Genomic DNA, 25,705 nt, shown 5'->3' with positions numbered 1-25,705 from the left:
TGATTGCGTACTCGCTGTTGGATCGATTCTTGCCAGCTTTCTGCATCCTCTCCGATCGTCGCTAATGCAGAAAAACCATTCCCTGAAACATGAAAAGATGTCGGCTTACTTGAGGTTGATGTCAAGCCTATTGGACTCAGCCAGATCGACCGTTCAAACCAGCTTGTAATTTTCTTTGCTTCTTCGCTGCTAGTTTTTTCACCATCGATCGATCGCTGACTCAATTCAAATAGAGTCGTCTCAAACTGATGTTCTTTTTGTGCAAATGAATCAGCGGTTTCACATCCAAAACGATCGACAGCCTGCTGATGTAGCTTTCGCATCAGTTTTAGGGGAGTTTCGACACCAGCGGTTTTCGCAAAACAAATTTCTAGAAAATCAACTTTGCCTGTATGAGCTTCCTTTAAGCGCCCCAGTAACGTGGTTTTACCAACTCCGCCAGTTCCGCAAATATTGAAGAGCAAGGGTTGTCCCTGAGATTCCTGGAGTGCTAACGCAAAGCGTTCTAATAGCCTTTTCGCCTCATCTCGTTCAATGTAATGCTTATCTGGCACTCGCGATCGCATCGGAGATTGACGACTCATCTCGGACGGAGACGACTGCTGAATCTCTTTCTTTGCTAATTGCGCCTCTTTTAATTGCGCCTTTGTTCGAGCAACGTCTTCTCGTTTTTCATCCAGTTGAATCTTCAGGTGTGGTGGAATCGTCGAACTCGTGTAGCTTGCCGCTTGTACTTCTATTAATGTAAGCGTTTTTTGATGAGCAATTAGTATTTGTTCCAGATCGGCGCAATCATCCATTGACTTCCTCATCTCTCAATCTTATTTCCAATTCTGCCACCTCTCGCCGTTTTTCCTCTAGTTGAATTCGCAGATGACCGGGTATTTCCAGCCTGCTAAAGCCCGCAGCCTGTTCTTCTAGAATAGCAAGCGATCGCTTTGCCATCGCCAAGGCTGGGGTCATCACTTCCCGATTTGTCATCACCCTAGGCAAATCTAGACTCTGGGTTTGGCTGGGTAGTCCCTTACCACCGCACAACATTGCGACTGGGAAATCCTCCGTCGCCGTATCGAAAAAAGGAGTTTGCTTCTCTTGGAGTTTACGAGCACTTTCCTCCACCGTTTTGCCTAAATGAGTCATGATATTGGAGAGAGTAACGAAGCGATCGCCCGGTTGGTTTGCTGCTCCCTTCAACGCCTCAATCAGATGATAGGTATAGAGACTAAGAGTGCGATCTGGACGCACGAAAGAACTTTGATTTCCTCGTGATGAAGTGAACACCGCCCGACCTTCCCCCTGCTTCAGCGCATTAACCACACCTTTCGGTAACGCTGTAGGTACAAAGTCTGTAGGCATATCCTTAGCACTAGCCATCCCCTCCGCATGACAACTATCAACGATCACCCAGAGACGTTTAGCCTCGATCTTGCCTAATTTCTCACTCAAGGTTTGGGCTGAAAGAGCCGTCTCTGGAATAGCTTCCGGATCGAAATCATGTTGGAACAAGTAGTAAGCACTGCTATCAATTTCCACCATGCCATGCCCAGAATAGTAAATGACGATCGTGGCATCTGGGTCTGCATCTGCACATTCTTTTAACCAGTCCAGACCATCCACAATAGCACTGCGAGTCGCACCTTGGTTATGTAACAACCGGATATGATCCTTATCATTGGGATATGCACAAAGATTTGCATCAGTCAAGACAGATTTGAGCGCTTGAGCATCCTTAACTGTTACTGGAAGCGACCAGCTAGGGGCTGCGGTATTACCAACACCAATCAACAGCGCGTAACCGTGGGTGAATAGATCGGACATCTCAAAAAACTCCAGAAAAAAACAGCAATCTCTCCACCGGGTTTAAGAACATATAGTTACTAAACCCAGAATAAACTAAAAAATACGATCGAGCTACTTCAAAATCTCTACAAGACTAATTTGTTTATTTCAGGACGTATTCCTTAACGTAACGCGCGTTTGCGTGACTGGATCTAATGCGTCTGTTTGGATTCCTTTGTAATTATTGCAAAGACTACAGGCCAGCCAAAGATTTTCTTCATCGTCAGTACCACCAACTGCTTTGGGAATAATATGGTCAATTTCCAATATTCCCAGGACATACATTTGTAAACTGCGGCAATAACCGCATCGGTTTTGAGCTTGTGCGCGAATTAGGGCTTTAACTTGTTCGGAAACAGCCATGCTAATTATCCTTGCAATGGTTCGAGCAAGCCGCGCCGCACAGATTCATTCAAGGCTTGAGCTTGTCTCAGCAGCCTATCTTCATAAATATGAATTAATGCCTGCAATTCTTCACGTTCAAAATCATTAATTGTACCGCATTGTTGGTATTCTAGTAATTCACTCAATCGTTGTTCTTGGACTGGTTGCAGCCGGAGTTGAGTTAAAGCGATTACTTCCCTATCGGACAATGCTGATACTGGTTTAGCAGTTGGTAAGAGAAAATTTTCCAGAGTTTCTACTAAAATTTCACTGACGCTGCGGTGGCATTGCTGCGCTAGTAATTCTGCTTGATGATAGACTTCATCGGACAAGTTTAGGGTGATTTGGGCAGTCATAGGTGGGATGCTATGAAATGAATATCTATACTATGCCATATTTTACTTGCTGGCAGTCTTTGTATCTGAGTTAGGTAATATTCCAGTTGATTGATGTTTTTATTTTTCAACCGCTGATGTAGGCGCTTCGCCTTCTTATTTGGTTTTTAATATATAGCCTTTCTCAAAAAAATGAGGTATGACTGACAGCTTACAAAACTTCCCCGGCTAAGAGGGCCCAAGCCCAACAACGTACCTCATCTTTGTTATAACTGCTATAAATTGGGAATTTTTAACCGCAGAGGGCGCAGAGAACGCAGAGTTAGAGAAGAGAGAGGTTCATCATTTAGGCTACTATTTTTGACCGAATACGTAAAAAGTGGTGATATCGTTCCAAATTCCTTGCTGGGTTTGCAATGCTTCGATTTCTGCTTCAAATTCTGCTTTGGCTTGCGCTAATTGCTGGGTTGAAAGTGTTGATAATGGGGGTGGATATTGTCCGGGGGCGGGATGGGAATTTCCGGCCCACATTGCTTTGGCTTTTTCTAAGCTGATATAGCTGCCGTCTTGCTCAATCTTAATTTCTATTTCTTTAAATCCGGCTTGTTGAAGTAGGTTTCGACATTTTTCAACAGTGCCTGTGGGTTTGCTCATGTTGAAGGAAATGCCGTATCTTTCGGCTACTTTTTGCGTCACAACTCCGCCGACAAATGCGGTGTCGGCGAAGGCATGAATGCCGATGATTCCTCCTGGTTTGAGAAATCTGTGCCAATGCCTGAGGGCGACGTGCAGATCCGACATCCAAATGAAGGCAGAAGAGCAAAAAAGGCGTGAAGCGAAGCTATCCCGTAGGGAATCGCAAGTATTACCCGGAAATTCAAGATTTTCGGCATCCGCCAGCACAAATTCTGTATTGTTGAGATTTAATTTTTGAGCTTTGTTTCTGGCTACATCCAGCATTCCAGGCGAAATATCTACGCCAATAACTCGACCTTCAGATCCTACAATTTGAGCGGCTGCGATCGCCACATGACCTGTTCCCGTTGCAATGTCTAAAACCTGCTGACCATAACTAACTCGCCCGTATTCTACCAGACGGCGAGCAATTTGTAAATGCCAATCGCTATTGTCATAGGTTTGACTTCTGCGGGTATACAAATCTGCGATTTCTTGCTTGTATTTGTCTAACATTGCGATCGCCTATAGCCTTTCTCAAAAAGATGAGGTATGAATGACAGCTCATATAACTACTAAACTCAGAGGGCCCAAGCCCAACAACATACCTCATTTTTCTGATAACCGCCTACTTAACTTCAATCATTTCGCAAAGCTGCGATCGGATCTAAGCGCGCCGCATTCCGAGCAGGCAACACTCCAGCTAACAAGCCCACAGTAAAGGATAGCCCAAAACCGGCTGCGATCGACCATACTGAAATTACAAAGGGAAAACTAAATGCTGTCGCAGCCCCAAAGGCGATCGCAATTCCCAAGCCAATACCCGCCGTACCGCCCACCGTCGAAACTAAAACTGATTCAGCCATGAATTGAATCAAAATAGCTGCATTAGTAGCACCTACCGCTTTCCGAATCCCGATTTCCTTAGTGCGCTCCACGACAGACACCAACATAATATTAGCAATCCCGATGCCGCCAACTACGAGCGAAATTCCGGCGATCGCCACCACCATCACCGTAAACAAACCTACCACATTACTGAAAGTATTAACAATATCAACTTGATTAATCACTCGAAAATCATCCGGTTGTGGAGGATAAATATTGTGACGCAAACGCATGATATTTTCAACTTGAAATTGAGCATCAGCTAAATCCGATTCCCCCGTAGTTTGCAACCAAAAACCAGAGATGGCAATGCCAGCCAAAGAATTTCTACCCACAATTCGAGCCGACATATTTTTGAGGGGAATATACACGCGATCGTCCTGATCTGTACCCCCTACCGACCCCTTGGGTTCCATCACTCCAATGACTTTGTAACGCCCTCCCTGAATGCGAATATCAGCCGATAGTGCATTAGCACCGACTCCAAAAAGGTCGTCTCGCACCTTAGAACCGAGAACAACAACTGGTTCAGCAGCATTCAATTCATCCTCATTAAAAAACCGTCCTGCTTGAGGTTGAATATTTTTAACATCGGGATAATTTAAATCAGTTCCTAATATAGAAGTAAATGAATTTTGCCCGCCATAAACAACTTGCACTTGGCGCTGCAAAAACGCCGAAATTGCCTTAACAGCGGGAGCTTGTTTGCCGATCGCCCTAGCGTCATCCCATGTCACAGTAGAAGCAGAACCACCACCCTGACTAACACCACCCGATCGCGAAGCACCAGACAAAACCAATAACACATTAGTACCCAAAGCCTTCAACTGTTCCTCGGTAGACTTTTGTACCCCCTGCCCCACCGAAGTAATCGCAATTACCGAAGATATGCCAATAATCACACCCAGCATCGTTAAACTGGTACGCAACTTATTATTCCACAGCGCCTCAGTCGCCATGAACATAATTTGAACGTTCGAGATTTTGTTAATAACTGGGGGAGTCTTTAATTTCATTTGGTAATGGGTAATAGCTAATTGGTGAGGATTAAGATTTTTTTTAACCGCAGAGAGCGCAGAGAGCGCAGAGGGAGAGAAGAGAGATAGGTAATAGCTAATTGGTGAGGATTAAGATTTTTTTAACCGCAGAGAGCGCAGAGAGCGCAGAGGGAGAGAAGAAAGAGCTCGATCTTAATTTTTCTCATTAACGCAAGCGACTGCCACCACCTGGCTGCAAACCTGGAATTCCACCCGACGATGGATTTTGAGATTTCGGCCGCAAGCCAGGGGGGAAACTAATAAAAACCTTTTCATTTCCCTTTAAGCCCGATCGCACTTCCGTCTGATCGTCAACTGTCATCCCAGTCTTAATCGGCACAAACAAAGGCTTTCCATCCTCACCACCAGTCACAAACACTCCCGTTTCCTTTTTTTGACGAACAATAGCCGCAGTTGGGACAACTAAAACATCCTTTAATTCACCCGCCTTAAACTCGACATTCACATTCATGCCCGATCGCAATAGTTTTTTAGCATCATCAAGAATTGAAGCTTTTACCTCAAAACTGGTAACATTTTGCTGGACAATTGACTGAGGTGAAATTTGATTAACTTTCCCAGTAAAAGTCTTTCCCGTATAAGCATCAGCTTGAATAGACGCATTTTGCCCGAGGCGGATTTGGGCAATATTACTTTCGGCGACATTAGCCACAACCTGATTTTTGGAAGCTAGAGACAAAATCGAAGAAGAAGTCGCCGATGTCACTGCACTACCAGCCGTTGTCGGAGTCACAAAAGCCCCCGGATCGGCATATTTGCGAGTGACAGTACCGCTGAAAGGAGCCCGAATTTTTGTATCGTTAATCAGCGCTTCGACAGTTTGGAGACTGCCTTTGGCGGAGAGAACTTGAGCGCGGGCGATCGCAATTTCTTCTGGGCGAGCACCGGCTTGAATTAGTGCCAAAGCTTGCTGTTTTTGCTCCACTGCGGCCTCAGAAGCGGCGATATCTTCCGATCGCGCCCCCGATCGCACTCCGGCCAAAGCTTGCCGTTTTTGTTCAACAGCCGCCCGCCCCGCAGCGATATCTTCGGGCCGAGCACCAGCCTGAATTAACGCCAAAGCTTGCTGTTTTTGTTCGACAGCGGCCCGCGCAGCAGCAATCTCTTCCGGGCGCGAACCAGATCGCAATAAAGCCAAAGCTTGTTGGGCTTGTCTGACTTGAGTTTGAGCGCGATCGCGCGCTGTGCGAGAATTATTTAATATTTGAAGTGCGATCGCCCCATCTGTGTAGAGTTCCTGATTGCGTTGAAAGTCTTCTTCTGCTTGCTGTTTGGCATATTCCGCATCCCTGAGTTTAGCTTCAGCTTGGGCAATATCTTCGGGGCGATTGCCCTTAAGCAATTTTTGGAGAGTGGCTTGTTGTTCCGCTAATTGTGCCTTTGCTGCTGCAATATCCTGACTGCGATTCCCGTTGAGCAATTTTTGGAGAGTTGCTTGTTGTTCGATTACTTGGGCTTGGGCGACAGCAATATCCTGAGTTCGATTACCGTTGAGCAATTTTTCGAGACTGGCTTGTTGTTCAGCTAATTGCGCCTTGGCTGCGGCAATATCTTCAGCCCGATTACCGTTGAGTAATTTTTGCAAATTGGCTTCGGCGGAGGCGAGTTGTCCGCGATTTTGGGTCAATTGCCCTTGAAGGTTGGAGTCATCCATTTGGGCGAGAATTTGCCCTGTTTTAACGGTGTCTCCTTCCTTGACGAGTAAACTTTTGAGCACTCCTGAAGTTTTGGGGCTGACGTTAACGCTCCTTTCGGGTACTATTGTGCCATTTGCTGAAATTGCGATCGGCAAATTCACCCTTTCTACAGCAACGGTTTTTTCCTTGCGTCTGCTTTCACGTTTCGATTTGACTGCGAGTTGGCTGTAAGCTGTATAGCCGACTCCGGCGATTAGGGAGGCAGCGAGGAGTCCGCTTAACCAGGGAGTCAGCCCTTTTTTAATCTGAAACTGCTTTAGGAAGTACATATAAGTTAGACCGATCGGGCGTCTGCTTCATTTTGACCGATCGGGAACCGAAAAGGTTCAATTTAAGTGGGATTTGAGTGCGATCGGATTTTTGCGGTTTTTTGAATGCTGGCGGGCGATCGACTTTAGCTGACAAAATCGATCTCCAGCACGGCAGAAAACCAGTTCAGCAAAATGCGCGATAATCAAGGAAGATAGTTTAATCTCGCATATCCTAATCCTTGGTTTGGAATCGGTTTTCTCGGTTCTGGAATAGCGGTGGTAGTCTGGACAGAACGTCAAAACAATGTAATCCGAATCATTTCAGCGCAAACAGCTAACCGTCATGAGCAGAAACGATTTGAACAGTACCTCTGGTACTAACTGGGAAGCCTTAGAATCAAGATCGGAAGAGAATATCGACTACTCAGATATTCCACCGCTGACAGATGAATTTTTTGAACGATCGACTTTACGTATTCCAGCAGATAAAGCTGACAATTTAGTTCATATCGATCCAGGCGTGAAGCAGTGGTTTCAGTTTCAATACTCACAGTATAAAGCTCTAATTAATAGGGTTTTACGCCAATATATAGATAACAATAAAACCCAACACTCAGGCAAACGTAAATAATAGAACTTTAGATGAGGTGTTTATGAGTGAAGACAATAATCAAGAGCAAATAAAACAGCAGTCCACGATCGGCGGTTCCATTAAGAAAGACAAAAATTTCCGAAATTGGTGGATCGAAATTATTTCATTGATAGGAATGGGTTATCTGATATTTAGCCTAATTAGCCCAATATACTTTGAAGAAAAACGACAACCTCGAAAGATAGAAGCTCCTGATATTATACTTATTGCTCTTGTCTTTTTCTTCAACTCTGGATTACTTGACAGATTAGAGGATTTTGGTGTTTCTAAGGATGGCGGCGTTACAGCTAAATTTCAGCAACTAAAGCAAGAAGTCAATCAGCAGAAAAAACAAATTGATGAGCTTCAAGCGCAACAATTAGAACAACTAGAAAAACAACAAAAAAGTTTAGAAGAAACGCAAGCTTTTATGTATAATTTCTTGCTTGGGGATAAGGATTATGAAAAAATTGACCAGCTTGACAGGCATTCTGAAACAAAGACTAATTATGACTTTTATGTTTCAGAGCGAGTTGGTGATGAGTTAAGGCGTTTACGAGATTTGAAATTGATCGCGATGAAATCTGGTTATATCAGTGATATAGTTCGAGCGAGTGATTATGGAAAACGATCGATCAATTTGACCAAATATCTTGATGTTACAGATTTAGGCAAAAAATTTTTGGTGACACGTGAAACGTTACAATCTAAAAATCAACAAGAAATGAAAAAGCCTGAGGAAAATCCAAAAGTTGAATAAGACACTTCTTTCGATTGTTGTGTCAGGATAAAAACCCAGTTGGAGCGAACTCGCATATTTGGTTGGTAGGGAGGAATATGAATTAATTTGAAATTTATGAGTTTCCGAAATCAAGAGTTGCCACATTTGATGTGAGAAAACTTAGCCGAAAAAAGCATCATATAATTGCACTCTTGTAAATTGATGTAACAGCAGCCAAAGCAAAAATGAAAGACCAGCTTAAATCAGGCAGAGATATAGGTTTAACTGCTTGGCTACTTAAATTTATTGGCACGACAGCAGTTGATAGTTGACAGTTTGAGATCTGCTTTGTAGTGAGGACTTTAGTCCTTGACCGCTTCGGACTAAAGTCCTCACTACAAACTTTTTTCTAACAAACAGCAGCCACACCCAATTCCTGAATCGCCGCCTCCGGGCCCACCAGAGAAACATAGGGTTCGATGAAGTATTTATGAGCAGCTTCCCTAGCTTCCGCAGTTGTAACTGCCGCAATTTCTGCTTGAAACTGCTCGTCAAATTTAATTCCCAATTCCAGGATTTCGTACCAACCTAAAACTTGGGCAATTTGCGAATTAGTTTGTTTTCCTAAAGCATATTGACCGAGCATTTTATTCTTACAAGCTTGCAATTCTTCTTCGCTTAGTTGGGTGTTGGCGAGTCGATCGACTTCTGTACGCAATCCTTCAAAAGCAGTCACCGTATTTTCGGGTGCTGTACCCATGTACGCTACAAACTGAGCCGTGTCCAGGCGCGTCGCGTAGAGTGCGGAAACATCGTAAGCCAAGCCCCGCTTTTCCCGCAATTCCACAAACAACCGACTCGACAAACCGTTACCCAAATAGGTATTCAGTAACTTAATCGCTGCATAGTCGGGATTTTTGACCGAGGGCGCGAGGTAGCCCAGCATAATCACTGATTGCTGGGTATCTTGCGCCTTAGCCACGGATTTCGGGGAGGCTGTGAGGGGGGGGATGGTTAAAGTTGGGAGGGGTGTTAAAGGCGCTTTCCAGTCACCAAATGTACGATCGACCAGGGCGATCGCATCTTCGGTAGATATTCTGCCTGCTACCGAAATAACTACGTTGTCGGGACGGAAATAGGTTTTGTGGAATTGTTCGAGCTCGTTTCTGGTAAGCTTTGACATCGTAGCTTCTGTGCCCAATGTGGAGAAAGCATAGGGATGTTCCTGATACATGGCGTGTCGCAATTGCTCGAAGGCGATCGCAAATGGTTGTTCTTGTTGCGATCGAATTGCTGATATCGCAATGCGGCGTTCGAGTTCGACTTCAGATTCGGGGAAAGTGGGCGATCGCAGCAATTCCCCCGCCAACTCCAAAATGTCCTGAAAATCGGCTGTTACCGTCTTCAAACTCACTAAAAAGTAATCGGTAGTCGAGTCCGTACTCAACCTCGCTCCTACCGATTCTACACGTTCGGCAATTTCTAGCGAAGACAGGCGATCGGTTCCCTTAGTCATTACCGCCGACAGCAAGTGACACAATCCTGCTTGTTCCGGCTGTACGCAGCGGCTGCCGGCGCGCAGGAATATCCTAGCTGCAATAATATCTGCTGCTGGATTTTCTGATGCTAAGACAACCATACCGTTGTCTAAAACCGTGCGCTGAATTTCATTTTTCATCATTAATTTAGTTGGTAATGGGAATCGGGAATGCGTAATATCATGTCCGGTAGATTGACCGCAATAACTAAGGTTTGTAGTGCGGACTTTAGTCCGCATAAGAGCGGACTAAAGTCCGCACTACGAACCGTTTTTGTTATAGTAATTTACCGGACACGATCTAATTAGGAAAAAGGTAATTGATAATTACTCGATCGCCATTTTGCTATTTTCCATTTGCATTTTGTATGCTGTCAGACCAAACAGAGCTGAAGGCACGATTATACTAAATGTAACAAAATCTATCCCGTAGGGTGCGGGCCAAACAGAGAAAACACCGGACAAACCAAGATTTATCCGATGCTCAAGATATTGATATTAACTCCCTTAGCCATCAGACTGGTTTGATCGCTACAGCCGCGTAGCGTCGGGGTGAGAGATATTGTTGGGCTAGGCGCTGGAGATCTGATGGCTTAAATGACTGAATCCTGGTAGGATAGCTGAGCGCTAATTCGGCAGTCGCGATCGTACTGTAATATCCGTAAAGACCGGCTAACTGTCCCGGCGTTTCGAGGGAGAAAGCAAAGTCGTTGCACAGCAAACGCTTGCAGCGCATCAGTTCTGCCTCTGAAACCGGCTCGGATTGCAATTCCCAAAGCCGATCGCAAATTCGAGATTCCACTTCTTCTAGATCCTTGGCTTCCAAGACAGCACTAATCGTAAACAAACTCGATTCCCGCTGTAGCGAAAAAGAGCTTTCGATCGCCTGTACCAATTGTAATTCTTCCCGCAGTTCCCTGACTAAACGCGAACTCCGCCCATCTGCGAGCAACACAGAGATCAAATCCAAGCCGCAAGCACTTTGCAAGTGTTCAACTCCCGGCCCAGTCCACGCCATCATCAGTCGCGCTTGTTCCAATCGGGGAAGACAGAGTTCCTGACGGCGAATTTCTACTAACGGCGGTTCGGCTTCGGCGACATATTTAGGACAATCCCACCTGTCAGAAAACCGATCGAATGCTTTCCCTGTGATATCTCTGGCTTCTTCTTCCTCAATTCCCCCGACTATCACCACAGTCATATTTTCCGGCTGATAGTGCGATCGATGAAAACACCGCATTTCGTCGGGAGTTCGCGACATCAGCAACTCTTCCGTACCGAGTACCGATCGCCTGTAGGGATGTTGCTGGTAGACTGTTTCCATCATTGCTTGGAAACCCACCCAATCGGGATCGTCTTGAGATTGGCGAATTTCTTCAAGCACCACATCTCGTTCGCGATCGAATTCCGCATCGGGGATAGAAGCACGCAGCAGCAATTCTGCCAGCGGCTGCGCCGTTTCTGCTAAATAATCTGCCCCAGCATTGACATAAAAATGGGCGTAGTCGTGACTTGTAGCTGCATTGGCGACACCCCCGCGATTTTCAATTACTTGGTCAAATTCTCCAGGGGCGATCGCATCCGTCCCTTTAAATATCATGTGTTCTAGAAAATGAGCCATTCCCGACCAAGAATCAGGCTCTTTCGTAGCGCCAGCCTTCACCCACACGTCTAGCGCAACCACCGGTGTGGCCGAAATCCGCTGGTGAATGACTGTTAACCCATTGTGCAGCTTCCAGACCTTGGCTGGGAACTCTAAAGCAGTGAGCAGTTGAGACAAGCTAGTTATTCTTAAACTTCAGTTAACTTCGGCTTCAACTATAGTAGCGCTTTACTGATGTGCGATCGGAATTAATTGATACAAAAGTCAGTTGTCAGTTGTCTGTGGGCTGTTGTCTGTGGGTTGTGGTCATTCAGCAAGTAATTTTTGCTTTTTTTTAAACAACCTTGAGCCTTAATTTATTACCATTTTTTCGTTCAAAAGTCAATAGGTTGCGCGGGATATTAATGAATCAGTCGGGAGAAAGAGGGAGTTATCAGAATATTTCCATAAATTAAAAGATGTAAGAACACAAAAGACATCGAGAGGAGAAACGACAGATGGTAGCTACCCTTGAAGATACCAAGCGCCAAGCGATCGGCATGAAATTAGCAGACATGAAAGCACTGCAAAACCTGCTGATTGCAAACGAGCAATTGTTCATCAATTCCTGCAACGACTCCGAACTGTGCGATCGCTTCCGGGATATGCTGGAGGACGATCGCAAAAACCTAGGCGTTTTAGAAACCGTAATCGTGCAATACGGAGTTCAAAGCGAACCTAAAGAAACATTCACAAAAATGATCGAAGAAGTTCAGAAACTAATGAAAGGTTCTGAACTGACACTGTTTGAAAAAGTCACCCAGCACGAACTGCTCAAACACAAACAAACAATGGCCGGCTTGTTAGTTCACAAAGCCGCTCAAGTAGTGGGTGCAGACATCGAAGCTGCCATTGTTCCCCTCAACACAGTTAACTTTGAAAACCGCGCCCACCAAGAGCAACTCAAAGGAGTTATGGAAATCTTGGGAGTGCGCGAACTTACCGGAAAAGACCCCGATCAAGGCGTTTGGGCCCGCGTCCAAGATGCGATGGCGGCCATGAGTGGTATTATCGGCGGTGCAGTTACTCGCACCAAAGAAGAGATGAACATTACCGAAATCATCTCCATGGATCACCGCAAAGTCGATACCATATTCATGGAAATCGAAAAAACCGACGATCCTCAAAAACTGCAAGAATTCTTCGGTCAACTTTACAAAGACTTAAGCGTTCATGCAGAAGCCGAAGAACAAATTGTGTATCCCGCAGTTCGCAGCTACTACAGCGATACCCAAGAACTGTACGACGAGCAAGCAGCAATGAAGCAGATGCTTGCCCAAATCAAGGCTCTCAACCCCAGTTCTTCTGATTTCAAAGCTCAAATCCAACAGCTCAAAAAAGCGGTTCAGGATCACGTTAAGGAAGAAGAAAACGATATGTTCCCTCAAATTCGCCGCAACCTCAGCGAAGCACAAATGGAACAAATGGCTACTCAATTCAAAGAAGCCAAGAGCACTATCCAGCAAGAAATGGCTGGCATTAGCTAATTGAGCAGCGAGCTAATTTCAATTCTAGCTAAAGCTAGAAAACAGCTAAACTGCAACCTATCAATCCTGCCACCAAGATGGCGGGATTACTATTTTAAAAAGCAGGAAAAAAGAAATATGAGGACTAAAGTCCTCAGTACAAACTTAAAAACAAGGTTTGTAGTGAGGACTTTAGTCCTTCTTAAAAACAAGGTTTGTAGTAAGGAATTTAGTCCTTCCTAAGCATTAACTACAGATCCGCCGTTGGGATGCAAAATTTTACCTGTGATATAAATAAAGGTTTTGTGGCGGCGGGGAATCCTTCTTTTTGCCGATCGCAGTCTACTATAGCAATCCTAAATCATTTGTGTAATTCTTGTAGGGGCAATCCGACCCCTACTCCCCGTGGTTGCCCAATCTCAGAGGGCGGGCACTCTTGGCACCGCCCCTACATATCTGTATTAATCATTTAGGATTGCTATACTAAAGACAGTTTGTGCGATCGGCACAACAGCAAACTGCACGCCAAAACAATGTTTGACGTGCAGTTTAAACTAGCTAACTACTAATAGTTGAGTTTCAAACTAGAAACCCAACTTCAGATTAGAACACTTGGATTGGAGCAGGAGCAGCCAACAGCCATTCCTCAGACTTATCTTGTGTAGTTGCAAAAGTCAGCGAACTCGCTGTTCTCAAGGCATCAAGATCGTCAAAGTTGGTAACAACTCCACTCGGTGCGACGAATTCAGCGATACTGCTGGCTTTCACTGTAGCATCGGCACTGCCACCGTTAGTCAAAGGATCGGGGCTAACTGTAGCATCCATATCCGTACCGCCGGTCACTAGATCGATGCTAGAAGCAGTTCTTGCTGGAGTCGCTACTGGCGCCGAAGGCGTAGTATTTGGGCCCGGCACGTTAAAGGTAACAGGATTAGGCCCTGTCCGGATCGGGAACGGGTTGGGAACGTTCGGATCGTCGAAAACTTCCAAAACCGAGTAAGTGGCCGGGATCAAATTCGGGAATAGAGCAATCCCTTGTGCGTTCGTTCTCACCAAAGGCTCAGTAGCGGCATCGTAACGATTGTTCCGGTTCAAATCCAAAGTAAATGGAACATTAGCCAGACGAGGTTCGGTTCCGTCTTGTACGCCGTTGCGGTTGTCGTCTCGGAATTTGGGAACTAACAAATCATAGCGGCGAGAGTTACCAATCAAAGCGCAAGTAAAGGTTTGATTGGGGCCCAAAACGATATTGAGCGGTTGAGTCGTCTGGAAGAAACCAGGAGGAGGTACTTCTCGCAGGTTGTAAGTACCGGGACGCAAATTTCTGAAAGCAAAAGTACCAAACTGATCGCTAGTGGTAGTTGCTTCCCCTGCATCCAGGGCACCGTTGTTATTGGTATCGAGAAAAACAGTAACGCCGCTAATCGCCGGTTCGTTTCCGTCTCGGTAGCCATTCAAGTTAAAGTCCTCGAATTTGCAACCAGTGATGTTGCTATTGGGCGTGTTTGCAAAAGTAACGTTAGCGTCCTGAAGGTTGAGAGTTACCGGAACACCAGCAGTTGTCGAAGGCGAAAAACCAGCCGGTACGACTTCCCGCACCGTGTAATTGCCCGGTTGCAAGTTGGTAAATGCTCCTCTTCCTTGAGCATTCGTCTGTATTTGTTGTTCTCCGGCGTCAGGAGTGCCATTATTGTTGGTGTCTAGGAAGACAGTGACACCGCTAATTGGTGCTTCACCCTGAATAGGCTCGAAGCGACCGTTTCCGTTCAGGTCATTGTATTTGAATACAGTGATGTTAGGTAGAGTGTTTCCCACACCAGAATTACTTCCATTCCCAGTATTAGCTCCCACAGGAGTAAAGATAACTGCTGGTGAGGGGTTAGTCGCTGGGAAAGGTAAAGGGGTGTTGGCAAAAATCGGCCGCTCGCCTGTGGCGGCGATCGATCTTTCCCCAGCCTGTTGAACGCCGTCGCGGTTGGTATCTACGAATTTAGGGTCGTTTGGTTTCAGTGTATAGGTTGAATCTGTTACTAAGATCGGTTGCTCTCTGCTGATCGTACCCTGGAACCGTGCTTGCGGGCCTGGTGCCGAAACCAGAGCGGGGTTAGGAGTAGTTGCCACTGGAGCATTGAGGTTGCCTGGGACACCGCCACCGGGGAGTGTCGCTGGAAAAATTTCCAAGACAGAGTAATTGGCAGCTCTCAAATCCCTGAAGGTAGCAACTCCGTTTACATCGGTGATAGCGATGGGTTCTGAGGCTTGATCCCAGCGACCGTTCCCGTTCAAATCTAAAATGAAGGGTACGTTAGCAATGGGGGGTTCAAAAACTCCATTGACCACATTTCGCGTGCCACTGCGGTCATTGTCCCGAAATTTGTTAATTTCAATTTGATAAAGAGGAGTGTCGCCAACTTGAGCGCAGGCAAAGGTTTGACCGGGGGCTACCGTTACGTCCAGTACAGGGATGTTGTTGGGTGGGGTGCTTTGGGGGAAATCTCTTTCTAGGGGTTCTCCGTTGATACCGTTGACTCGTTCTTCCCGAACTCTGTATGTTCCAGGTGTTACATTAAACGACCACCCACCATTTTTGTCTGTTAATGTGTTAAGTTCCCCTGCATCTAATCGGCCGTTGGGGACGCTGCCGTTGCTGCCATCAAGATATATCCTGACATTTTTAATCCCCGGTTCATTCCCGTCTCGAAAGCCGTCGGCATCTATGTCTAAGTATTTGCATCCAACAATCCGGCTACCCACAAGCTGGGTGTTGCCAAAGAAAACGTTGGTGTTTGTGTTTCCAACAGTGACAGCGAGGGGATTCGGAGTCGTGGTACGGAAACCAGCCGGTACTGTTGTTTCTGTGACTACGTAGTTGCCGGGAACCAGATTTATGAACGAGAACCCTCCGTTAGCGTCTGTAAGGACGGAGACATCCCCTGTATCTAATCGGCCGTTGCTGCCGATCGCAGGTTCGAGGAGAATGGGGATATTTGCCAGACCTGGTTCATTTGCCTGTCTGATCCCATCCGCGTTCAAGTCATTGAACTTGATACCTAAAATTGCCGGGCCTGTATTCCCAACCTGTAATTGCTGGGCAATCCGCTCTTCGCTAGTTAAATTTGCCATGATTTCTCTCCTTCACACCTAAATCCACGTAAATTACAGACTACTGTATGGGTTTGTCAATAGCTGAGTAGTTTTTGCTAGTCGCTGACAATTGCCACTCGATTTTACATACGTCTGTGCTTGAGGTAATGTTCCCCATCTCACATAACAATGCCTCAAGCTTTGTCGCTGGCCAGTATATCAGGTTTTGAAGAGCCCTGGCAATTTGAGGGCAACATCTTTAAGATTTGCACGCCTTCTCTCTCCGTACATACTTGCTGGTTTGAGCTCTAAAAAGGACTTGATTGAGTGCTTGCCCCGATCGCAAGTCGGGCGGCATTGTTCGGGTTTGTCAGGGTTTGCTGTCAAGATGCGATCGCAGGCTCTGGGATTGCCTCTTCACAACAAGCTCTTCACAACAAGCTTTAGACCGATCGAGCTACCGGACTGGATATGATTTGCTTTGCCTGAAAATATGCCGATCGGGGTTAGGGGAACTGTCTGATAGTTTCTGACTTACGCTCAATTCTACAGCCTCTGAAATATTCCACCCAATATACAACAAGCCAGCTTCGGGGTTCCCGGAACTTATGCTTGAGTCTTGGACGCTGCCAAGAATAGGGTATCACGCCATCGCCCTTTAACCTCTTCTTGATTTTTATTTGCAGTTTGGCATTCCGGGCGATTAATCACCCGATAGCTGCGCCCCGCGTCCTCGATCGAAACCTCCATCACCCACCCGAACGAGTTTCGAGATTCCAATTAATTAATTCATTTCTATTGACAAACCCGCCGATTTGTGTACTAGGTTCCCAAAGTGGATTCTGTTGCCCAAAGTTAGGAAGATTGCCTAAATTCGCGACAGGTCGATCGAGCAAAAGATCGCTAATTTGATAATTATCGCGACTCGCGATCGCCAGCGAGGTATCCGCCCCCATATTGCCGGCAGGTTCGCCCCCATAGCCAGCATCCGTCAGCGGGTCGCCTTTCAAGGATGTAGCCAATCGACTTTCAGCCTCTCCAGTCAACAAATCGATACTGCTAGCCCGAACATCTGCGGAGACAACTACCAGGGCAGGCGGAGTTGTTTGAATGAAACCGGGTGGCGGAACTTCCCGAATGATGTAACCACCTACCGGAACATTGCGGAAACTGTAATTGCCCTGACTGTCGCTAAAAGCACTGGCTTCGCCCGGATCTAAACGGCTGTTGTTATTGAGGTCAATGTAAATTTGGGTATTGGCGATCGGCGGTTCCCCGGGGTCTAGGCGACCGTTGGCGTTAAAATCGTTAAATTTGACACCGCTAATCGTACCAGTTACCAACACGTTACCAAAGCTGAGATTGGTGGCATTTGTGCCGTTACCCACAGTAATCGGAGTCGGATTTGGCGTAGTTTGTCGGAAACCGGGCTGCGGGACTTCTCTCACCGAATAAATGCCTTGGGGCAAGTTGATAAAAGAGAAATTACCTTGGGGATTTGTTAAAGTCGAAGGTTCGTTGGGATCTCGGGCGTTGTTGTTGTTGGTGTCGAGGTAAATCGGCCAGTTTGCAACTCTCGGTTCCGTTGGTTCGTTGACACCGTTAGCGTTGAGGTCGTTGAACTTAAAGCCGCTGATGCTGCCGGTGGGGAAATTGTTGCCAAAATTGACCCCGACAGCGTTAGTATTGCCCGTAATGTCGATCGACCCTGGATTTGGCGTAGTCTGAATCCATCCCGGTTGCTGAACTTCCCTCACCAAATAGCGGCCCGGCGAAACATTGCCAAAAGTGTAATTTCCTTCCGGGTTGGTGATGGTATTGGGCTCTCCCGGATCAAACCTGTTGTTGGCGTTGAGATCGAGGTAAATTTGCCAGTTAGCCAGAGGCGGATCTGTCGCATCTCGGACACTGTTGGCATTGAGGTCATTGTATTTGAGACCGCTGATGCTGCCGACAAAAAAGACATTACCAAAATTGACATTGCCGATCGCGGCGTTGGAAGTAACGTTAATCGGGCCCGGGTCAGGCGTGGTTTGGCGAAAACCCGGTTGCTGGACTTCTCTGACCAAATATGTATTTGCCGGAATATTGACAAAAGCGTAATTCCCTTGAAGGTTTGTAATAGTAGAAGGTTCGCCACCGTCTAGCCGATTGTTGCGGTTGAGGTCGAGGTAAATCTGCCAGTTAGCTAGGGGCGGTTCCCCCGGATCGAGGCGGCCGTTGCTGTTGATGTCGTTGAATTTTGTACCTGCGATCGTCCCAGCGTTGAAATTATTGCCAAAATTAATATTGCTAGCATTTGTCCCGCTGGTTATTGTTATGGGTGCGGGATTCGGGGTAGTTTGGCGAAAGTTCGGCTGCTGGACTTCTCTAACTTGATAAGTCCCCGGTGGCAGGTTGGCAAAAATGTAGTTGCCTTGGGCGTTGGTGAGGGTAGAAGGTTCACCGCCATCGATCCGGTTGTTGTTGTTGAGATCGAGGTAGATTTGCCAGTTGGGAATTGGCACATCACCGCCGTCGGGCCGTCCGTTGGCGTTGAAGTCGTTGTATTTGTTGCCGCTGATGCTGCCGACTTGGAAGTTGCCGATGTTGACATTGCCGATGTCTATTTGGCTAGCGGTTCTGGTAGGGTTACTGGATTCGGTCATGGTGTTGGTGTGGCCCAATGAACGCGGTTTAATCTTTGCTCTACGGCAATCTAGCAGTTTTTTTTGCCAATTGCAGCTATTTTAGGGGATTAATTTTTTTTATCAAAGGGAAGGACTGGGAATCAAAAATGCCCGATGCCCGATGCCCTCTTTGCCCGATGCCCAATTTTTTCCAGATTTGATGTACGATCGCTACCAAGTTTTGCAGAGGTCAAATTTTCCATGTCCCGAAACCTGATAGGAAACTGGAATAAAGCCCGCGAAGTTCCGAGTTTACTCCTCGGCTTGAGTTTGTGCGGTTTTTCGGCACTGGGTGCGATCGCCTCTACTCCTGCTAATGCACAGCTACCCGCCTCCGAACCAGGTAATAATAACAGCCCGATCGCCCAAACAGGTGCGATCGTCCGCCCCGCGATCAAAATCGGCAGTCGAGGCTCAGATGTTACCGAACTCCAAGCTGCTCTTAAATTATTGGGATTTTATAACGGCGAGGTAGACGGGATTTTCTCGCAAAGCACCGCTAAAGCTGTGTCTCAGTTTCAGGAAGCAGCAGGCATCGCCCCAGACGGCATAGTCGGTCAAAATACTTGGAACCGGCTGTTTCCAGCGACTCCGAACGCTAGTGTTGAAAACCCGATCGCCAACGCTCCTGCAACCCCCGAAAACACAGAGATTAACCCCCAACCGCAGCCGACAAATTTTCCTGTTTTGAGAAGACGAATGCGGGGGCCGGCAGTCAGAGAGTTGCAAGAGCGACTGAGGGCTAAGGGATTTTTGCGTGTCAGTGCTGACGGCGTGTTCGGGCGCGAAACTGAAGTTGCTGTCAAGGCTGCTCAACGAAAATATCAACTACCAGCAGACGGCATTGTCGGCCGCGCTACTTGGGAAGCCCTGCTGCGTTGAGAGCAAATAAGTCTTGCCGGATATGCACATTGCGCTATCGGGCGATCGTACAAATTGTTAATAATTGCCTTGGGAATTATTTCGGCGCATCAAAAACTGTTAACTTTGGTAAACAAAGTATTCTTAGGCGGGGAGTTGATGTTAGTTTAAATACATGAGGGGCAGAAACCAAGCAGCACAAAAAACTTGGATAAAAAATTTGAATTAGAGTGTTTGTCCCGCTCGGCTCTGGTTCGCAGGCAACGCCTGAATCGTGTAGTTTATTAGCAGATAAAAGTAAGGTTGATATTGCGCTCGGAATTTGTGAAATAGCTTGAGGCGATTTGAGAAATCGAAAGTTATCAAGTTAGAATTGCGATCGCACAATCAAACACAGAAGTCTGAATAGGCTCCGCTAATAGCTAGCTCGCTCGCAGAGCAGTTGCCAAAAAGTTCACCTTAGTAGTAGTTGTTTGCTGAATTTCAGCAGAGCTAAAAACCCACTTGAATCAATTGAAATTACAAATGTTTTAGGGTCTGGCATCCGATATGCTAGGCCCTAAAATTTTTGATGTCGTGGTTTTTGAAGGTTAATATTCAACAGAGCAGACGGCGGTTGAAACCGCGCCTACACAGACAAAACCCGGATGGTGCGCGGGTTGAAGATCGGGCAGTTGAAACCGCGTTACTTTCTTGATTCCGCGGAGGCGGAATTCGTTTGTGTAGACGCGGTTTCAACCGCCGTCCGATCTTGATTCCGCGGAGGCGGAATTCGTTTGTGTAGACGCGGTTTCAACCGCCGTCCGATCTTGATTCATTTAATATCTTCAATCCGAGCATTCAAACCATTATCTGTGAGAATTTGTAGCAATTCTTCAGCTTTTTCGCGTTCTTGAAAAACACCGGCTTGAATCACCGATCGCCCGTTAGTAAAAGTCCGAAAAGCATCGGGTACCAAGGATAGCATTTTTTGTCGATCGCCCGAACTCTCGGCATCCACCACAACTCGATACCGGAAACCCAAAGCAGAAGCTCGATCGAGCCTCGGCGAATTTTCGGAATCGGGCACAGAATTCCCCCCTAAACCAGCAGGTACAAAGCCACCCCTTCCTAGAGGAATGTTGCGGCCCGGAACCGGCAATTTACCCTCGGAAGTAACCGCACTCGAACTATCAAAATTGGGCGGAATCATTGGTTGCTGTACCGAACTTTCTCGAACGGATCTAGCATCTGGATCGGGTACAGGAATTGCGATCGCGCCTGTTCCTTCAGCAGAATCGGCGTTTCTCGGAGGAAGCAGAGGCCGCAACTGGGTGCTGGCGGGTGCCGGTCGCCTCGAAACTGGCGCGGGTGGGGCAATTGGCGCTCTTTCAACCCTGGGAGTTAATCGCCCGGGAGTGTAAGCAGGGAGAGAAGTTTCTGGGCCGCCGATACTCGAAGGTCGATCGACCCTTAGCTGCAAAGCAGTTCCCGCAATGGGTGGAGGCGGGCTAAAAGTTCCCGCCACATCAACCGATCCCGTCGTCCGATTGCTCAACAATTGATTCCCATAAGCTGGGATGACTTGACCTTTTGCCGCATTGTTGATGTCATACTGACCGTTATTGCGAATCACATTCCCCCCCGGTTCCGCCGAAGTTCCCAAATCGGGCAGAGCTCTGGATATCGCCACAATTCCATCTCGGCGGTTGCTTTCGATATAATTGTTGCGAAGTATCGGTCTGGCATCAGCTTGCACCACCACACCGTCTTTATTGCGAGTAATTTTGTTGCCGATTAACAAAGGCGAAGCGTTCTGGGCGACATTCACCCCAAATCCGGTGTCTTCAAACACATTATCTCGAACTTCCGGGCGAGACTCCCCAAAAATCGTAATCCCGTTAGCTCCATTTTTCGAGAAAAAATTCCCGCCAATCGTCGGCCTTCCAGTACCAACTACCGAAATGCCGTCGTGAGTGCTACCTGAAAAAGTATTGTTAACAACCGTCGGAGAACTCGATTCGATCCACAAAGCGTAACCGCGATAGTTGGTATTTGTTACCGTCACCCCGCTGAGTCCTGCCCCGTCTGCGCCTAAAATCGCGATATTTTGACCGGCCGAAGTCGGACTGATAAACTCTCCTCCGCCTTTGATGACAATATTTTGGCCGCGAGTGTTGGGATTTCCTTGAACAGTCACGCTGGGCTTGAGCATTAATGGAAATTTTTCGCCGCTTTGAGCGCTGTAAGTACCGGGCGCTAGTAAAATCGCGGTTTTCGGCGGGGCGACGCTGAGGGCGTAGGTGAGGGTTTTGAACGGCGCTCCATCGCTGCCATTACCTGCCGTGTCGCTGCCACCGCTGGAACTGACGTAGAGTATGTTAATGTCGCTCTCTGGCGCTTGGGAAAGTAGCTGCACGGAGCCGGTCTCGGTGGCGATCGCCGAGGATTGAGGGTGGCAAAAAGCTGTGCTGGCAAAGACGAGCAGCAGGCAAGAACTTAAACTCTTGCTTGCTCCTCGACTTTTTTGGCACTTGCTCTGTTGGGAATTTAGGATCATCAGCAAATTGGGTAGAAACCCCGTCGTTGACGACGGCTTTACAGGAGCGGGCGCAAGCCCGCCAGTATCCGCTGTGGATAGTTCTAATAGTCTCACAACATCCTCGTTGCTCTTTTAGTGGTTTCGCTATATAATGAAAGAATAGCGAAACCAAAGACTATGTACTTAACTCAGAAAAACCAAATCCGCGATCTTAGCAAGACCGAATTCTTGGCGATCAGAGAGTTGTGTAGATTGAGTAAGAACCTCTACAATGTTGGTCTTTACACTGTTCGACAATACTACTTTCAAGAACATAAGCACTTGCGCTATGAGTCTGCCTACCATCTGTGCAAAGACAATGAGAACTATCAAATTCTCAATACTGACATTGCACAGCAAACATTGAAGGTAGTAGACAGGACGTTTCGCAGCTTCTATGGATTGATTAAGGCGGTTCGATATGGAACATTTCAACAAAAGGTGAGACTTCCTCACTACTTGCCCAAAGAAGGCTATTTTGTGTTGATAATCCCGCGAATCAAAGTTAAAGATGGTTCGTTCAAAGTGCCGATGTCTCCAGCCTTTAAGAAGGAATTTGGTGAGATTGTAATTAACTTTCCCGAACGTCTTGACCCAGCCAAAATTAAGGAAGTGAGAATTCACCCAAAATATGATGCTCGATTCTTTGAGGTCGAGTATATCTGCTCGATAGGTGAAATCGAAGCTGTAGAAACAGTCAAGGGTAGTGCTTTGGCGATTGATTTCGGGCTTAGTAATTTGGCTACTTGTGTTGACACCAATGGGGCATCCTTTATCGTGGATGGTCGCAAACTTAAATCTATTAACCAGTGGTTCAACAAAGAGAATGCCAGACTGCAATCTATTAAAGACTTGCAGGGAATTAAGAAACTTACTGAACGTCAATCGAGATTGTACATCAACCGCAGTAGTCAAGTTAGAGACTATTTGAATAAGGCGGCAAGACTTATTGTTGACCATTGCATCAATACCAAAATTGAACGCATGATAGTAGGCTTTAATATTGGAATGAAAGATGGCATCAATATTGGTAGTCGGAATAATCAAAACTTTGTCCAAATCCCTTTGTATTCTTTGAGAAATAAACTTAAATTTCTCTGTGAGCGATACGGGTTGATCTACCAAGAGCAAGAGGAATCCTACACCAGTAAGGCGAGTGCTTTGGATGGTGATTATATGCCTATTTACAATGCCGACAAACCAGCTACCTACCAGTTCTCTGGTAAGCGGGTGAAGCGTGGATTGTATAGAAGCAAGGAAGGACATTTGATTAATTCAGATACTAATGGTGCTGCAAATATTGGACGTAAAAGTAAGCAGAATGGTTTTACCGGACTGTGTAGAGGCTGTTTGGCACAGCCCTTAAGAATCAAGGTCTACTGAGGCTTTGCCGTCTTGAGAATCCTCTTGCCTTCAGGCAGAGAAGTGTCAAAAAAAAACACAATTTATCTTGGAGCCAAATTTCCCATCCCGTGTTTAGTGTCGGGTTTGGGCGATCGCAATTTAATTTCACCCACCTGCTGGGGTTTTCTGCTGTTAAAGTTTTGTTTTGTCCTGCTAACCTCACGGCTCTCCTCCCAAGTGTGGTAGGCAGCTTAACGATTCCACTTCGATCGAGTTTGATCTATTATGCTTTGTTTTCTTGAAATTCTATAAAACTTAAAAATTTGTCAAATTTAGAGCGGTTGATGCCAGAATTAGGTCGATCGCCTTCACCACAATCTTGAGGGCATGGGAGAATGTAGCAGTTTGACTGCTAGCACTTAGTTTAATCAAGGTGGTTCTGAATGACCGAGAAACAAAACAGAACTTTACCGGCACAGCCAGCCCTCTGCCGGATTTTAGATGCAAATCTAGATCGATCGCGCGAAGGGTTGAGAATTATTGAAGAATGGTGCAGGTTTGGTCTCAACAGCGCCGATTTAGCTGGCGAGTGCAAGCAACTGCGCCAGGAATTGGCTTTTTGGCACACCCCAGAATTACGCAGCGCTAGGGATACGCCGGCGGATCCGGGTACGGAGTTGACTCACCCGCAGGAAGAAAACCGTGCGAACATTCAGCAACTGCTGGCGGCGAATTTTTGTCGGGTGGAGGAAGCTTTGCGGGTACTGGAAGAGTACGGCAAAGTTTACGATCGGAATATGGGCAAGGCTTTTAAGCAGATGCGCTATCGGGTTTATACTCTTGAAAGCGATTTGCTGGCTTACCGGCGCTACCAACAGTTACTTCGATCGCAGTTATATCTTGTAACCTCCCCCAAATACAACTTTTTAACAATCGTGGAAGCTGCTTTGCAAGGCGGAGTGACGTTGGTGCAGTACCGCGACAAAGCCTCAGACGACGGAGTAAAGCTGGCGAATGTGCGACAGCTTTGCGAACTTTGTCACCGCTACGATGCTTTGCTAATTGTGAACGATCGCGTGGATTTGGCGATCGCCGCGGATGCCGACGGCGTACACTTAGGACAGCAAGATTTGCCTGTAGCCGAAGCGCGCAAGTTGCTCGGCCCGGGACGCATCATCGGTAGTTCCACGACGAATGGCGAAGAAATGCAGCGAGCTATTGATGCGGGAGCAGATTATATTGGAGTCGGGCCAGTTTACGAAACTCCGACGAAGGCAAACAAGCCGGCGACGGGTTTGGACTACGTGCGGTATGCTGCTAGTAAGTCGCCTGTTCCTTGGTTTGCGATCGGCGGAATTGACATCAACAACCTCGATGAAGTGTTGAATGCCGGAGCTCAAAGAGTTGCCACAGTGCGATCGATTATGGATGCAGAACAGCCTACTTTAGTCACGCAATTTTTCATCTCACAGTTGATTCGGATGCAGAATTTGAAAGCTCAGAAAGCTTTGCAGGCGAAAACCTAGGTTGATTGGCGATTTGGCGGGCGGGTTGAGTATACCGATATTCAACCCGCGGAGGCGGGTTTTGTCTGTGTAGAAGCGGTTTCAACCGCCGATTCTTCTTATCTCAAGCGTATTGAAATATAATTTTTGTACAAAACCCGCCCTGAAACTGATAATATTTGAGTGATGACAAATCAAATTGCGCTGCAAGTTAACGGAGAAAATCGCAATTGTGCGATCGACACACCATTACCAAAATTACTAGAACAATTAGGATTAAACCCGCGCTTAGTAGCTGTGGAGTACAACGGCGAAATCCTGCACAAACAATTTTGGGAAACCACAAAGATACAAGAAGGCGACATCCTAGAAGTTGTGACAATTGTCGGAGGAGGCTAACCGGTACGTAGTTGGGCTTCAGCCCTCTTCGAGGTACGTAGTTGGGCTTCAGCCCTCTTCGAGGTACGTAGTTGGGCTTCAGCCCTCTTCGAGGTACGTAGTTGGGCTTCAGCCCTCTTCGAGGTACGTAGTTGGGCTTCAGCCCTCTTCGAGGTACGT

The 25,705-nt window shown here is 46.7% G+C and carries 19 protein-coding genes; 8 read left to right on the top strand and 11 right to left on the bottom strand.

Going from position 1 to position 25,705, the window contains the following annotated elements; translation table 11 throughout:
* Window positions 1–265: 265 nt before the first annotated feature.
* A complete protein-coding gene (locus tag QZ938_RS08540) occupies window positions 266–457 on the top strand; it encodes a hypothetical protein (RefSeq protein WP_293350795.1) in 192 nt (63 codons plus the stop codon).
* Between the two features lie 335 nt (window positions 458–792).
* Here QZ938_RS08540 and QZ938_RS08535 read toward each other — a convergent pair whose 3' ends face one another.
* From QZ938_RS08535 to QZ938_RS08510, 6 genes are all read right to left on the bottom strand, one after another.
* Window positions 793–1,818 (bottom strand): caspase family protein, encoded by a 1,026-nt coding sequence (locus QZ938_RS08535; protein ID WP_293350792.1) that lies wholly within the window; start codon window positions 1,816–1,818, stop codon window positions 793–795.
* A 129-nt stretch (window positions 1,819–1,947) separates the two neighbouring features.
* The gene (locus tag QZ938_RS08530) at window positions 1,948–2,202 is read right to left on the bottom strand and encodes an HNH endonuclease signature motif containing protein (RefSeq protein ID WP_293350789.1); all 255 of its coding nucleotides are present in this window, start codon (window positions 2,200–2,202) and stop codon (window positions 1,948–1,950) included.
* Between the two features lie 5 nt (window positions 2,203–2,207).
* Entirely contained in the window at window positions 2,208–2,579 is a 372-nt protein-coding gene (locus QZ938_RS08525) for a hypothetical protein (RefSeq protein ID WP_293350786.1), read from the bottom strand.
* Window positions 2,580–2,912: 333 nt separating this feature from the next.
* Window positions 2,913–3,749 (bottom strand): methyltransferase domain-containing protein, encoded by an 837-nt coding sequence (locus QZ938_RS08520; RefSeq protein ID WP_293350775.1) that lies wholly within the window; start codon window positions 3,747–3,749, stop codon window positions 2,913–2,915.
* Between the two features lie 122 nt (window positions 3,750–3,871).
* Window positions 3,872–5,137: an ABC transporter permease gene (locus tag QZ938_RS08515; RefSeq protein WP_293350771.1), complete on the bottom strand. Its 1,266-nt coding sequence runs from the start codon at window positions 5,135–5,137 to the stop codon at window positions 3,872–3,874.
* 187 nt (window positions 5,138–5,324) lie between these two features.
* On the bottom strand, window positions 5,325–7,145 hold the full coding sequence (locus tag QZ938_RS08510) for an efflux RND transporter periplasmic adaptor subunit (RefSeq protein ID WP_293350768.1): 1,821 nt from the start codon (window positions 7,143–7,145) through the stop codon (window positions 5,325–5,327).
* Window positions 7,146–7,470: 325 nt separating this feature from the next.
* On the opposite strand from QZ938_RS08510, the gene QZ938_RS08505 reads away from it, so the two are divergent.
* Entirely contained in the window at window positions 7,471–7,758 is a 288-nt protein-coding gene (locus QZ938_RS08505; protein ID WP_293144487.1) for a hypothetical protein, read from the top strand.
* Window positions 7,759–7,780: 22 nt separating this feature from the next.
* Window positions 7,781–8,518 carry a hypothetical protein gene (locus QZ938_RS08500; RefSeq protein WP_293350765.1) on the top strand — a complete coding sequence of 246 codons (738 nt, stop codon included), beginning with the start codon at window positions 7,781–7,783 and terminating at the stop codon, window positions 8,516–8,518.
* A 370-nt stretch (window positions 8,519–8,888) separates the two neighbouring features.
* Here QZ938_RS08500 and QZ938_RS08495 read toward each other — a convergent pair whose 3' ends face one another.
* Both QZ938_RS08495 and QZ938_RS08490 read right to left on the bottom strand, forming a co-directional pair.
* The gene (locus tag QZ938_RS08495) at window positions 8,889–10,157 is read right to left on the bottom strand and encodes a pitrilysin family protein (RefSeq protein ID WP_293350866.1); all 1,269 of its coding nucleotides are present in this window, start codon (window positions 10,155–10,157) and stop codon (window positions 8,889–8,891) included.
* A 373-nt stretch (window positions 10,158–10,530) separates the two neighbouring features.
* Window positions 10,531–11,796 (bottom strand): pitrilysin family protein, encoded by a 1,266-nt coding sequence (locus QZ938_RS08490; RefSeq protein WP_293350762.1) that lies wholly within the window; start codon window positions 11,794–11,796, stop codon window positions 10,531–10,533.
* A gap of 320 nt (window positions 11,797–12,116) precedes the next feature.
* On the opposite strand from QZ938_RS08490, the gene QZ938_RS08485 reads away from it, so the two are divergent.
* On the top strand, window positions 12,117–13,145 hold the full coding sequence (locus QZ938_RS08485) for a hemerythrin domain-containing protein (RefSeq protein ID WP_293350759.1): 1,029 nt from the start codon (window positions 12,117–12,119) through the stop codon (window positions 13,143–13,145).
* A 582-nt stretch (window positions 13,146–13,727) separates the two neighbouring features.
* Here the strand turns inward: QZ938_RS08485 and QZ938_RS08480 are convergent.
* On the bottom strand, window positions 13,728–16,247 hold the full coding sequence (locus QZ938_RS08480; protein ID WP_293350756.1) for an SdrD B-like domain-containing protein: 2,520 nt from the start codon (window positions 16,245–16,247) through the stop codon (window positions 13,728–13,730).
* Window positions 16,248–16,957: 710 nt separating this feature from the next.
* The gene (locus tag QZ938_RS08475; RefSeq protein ID WP_293350753.1) at window positions 16,958–18,856 is read right to left on the bottom strand and encodes a collagen binding domain-containing protein; all 1,899 of its coding nucleotides are present in this window, start codon (window positions 18,854–18,856) and stop codon (window positions 16,958–16,960) included.
* Window positions 18,857–18,991: 135 nt separating this feature from the next.
* Between QZ938_RS08475 and QZ938_RS08470 the strand changes: the two genes are divergently transcribed.
* Window positions 18,992–19,759 (top strand): peptidoglycan-binding protein, encoded by a 768-nt coding sequence (locus QZ938_RS08470; RefSeq protein ID WP_293144505.1) that lies wholly within the window; start codon window positions 18,992–18,994, stop codon window positions 19,757–19,759.
* A 793-nt stretch (window positions 19,760–20,552) separates the two neighbouring features.
* Here the strand turns inward: QZ938_RS08470 and QZ938_RS08465 are convergent.
* Window positions 20,553–22,373 (bottom strand): DUF1565 domain-containing protein, encoded by a 1,821-nt coding sequence (locus QZ938_RS08465; protein ID WP_293350750.1) that lies wholly within the window; start codon window positions 22,371–22,373, stop codon window positions 20,553–20,555.
* A 63-nt stretch (window positions 22,374–22,436) separates the two neighbouring features.
* On the opposite strand from QZ938_RS08465, the gene QZ938_RS08460 reads away from it, so the two are divergent.
* The 3 genes from QZ938_RS08460 to thiS all read left to right on the top strand — a co-directional run bounded on the left by QZ938_RS08460 (window position 22,437) and on the right by thiS (window position 25,546).
* A complete protein-coding gene (locus QZ938_RS08460) occupies window positions 22,437–23,681 on the top strand; it encodes a transposase (protein ID WP_293144511.1) in 1,245 nt (414 codons plus the stop codon).
* A gap of 404 nt (window positions 23,682–24,085) precedes the next feature.
* Window positions 24,086–25,168 carry a thiamine phosphate synthase gene (locus tag QZ938_RS08455; RefSeq protein ID WP_293350747.1) on the top strand — a complete coding sequence of 361 codons (1,083 nt, stop codon included), beginning with the start codon at window positions 24,086–24,088 and terminating at the stop codon, window positions 25,166–25,168.
* A gap of 165 nt (window positions 25,169–25,333) precedes the next feature.
* Window positions 25,334–25,546: a sulfur carrier protein ThiS gene (gene thiS, locus QZ938_RS08450; RefSeq protein WP_293189766.1), complete on the top strand. Its 213-nt coding sequence runs from the start codon at window positions 25,334–25,336 to the stop codon at window positions 25,544–25,546.
* The last annotated feature ends 159 nt before the right edge of the window (window positions 25,547–25,705 follow it).

Source organism: Microcoleus sp. CAWBG27 (genome assembly GCF_020883145.1).
Taxonomy (GTDB): domain Bacteria; phylum Cyanobacteriota; class Cyanobacteriia; order Cyanobacteriales; family Microcoleaceae; genus Microcoleus.
The sequence above is the reverse complement of the archived record's forward strand: the minus strand, read 5'-3'. Positions and strand labels throughout refer to the sequence as shown.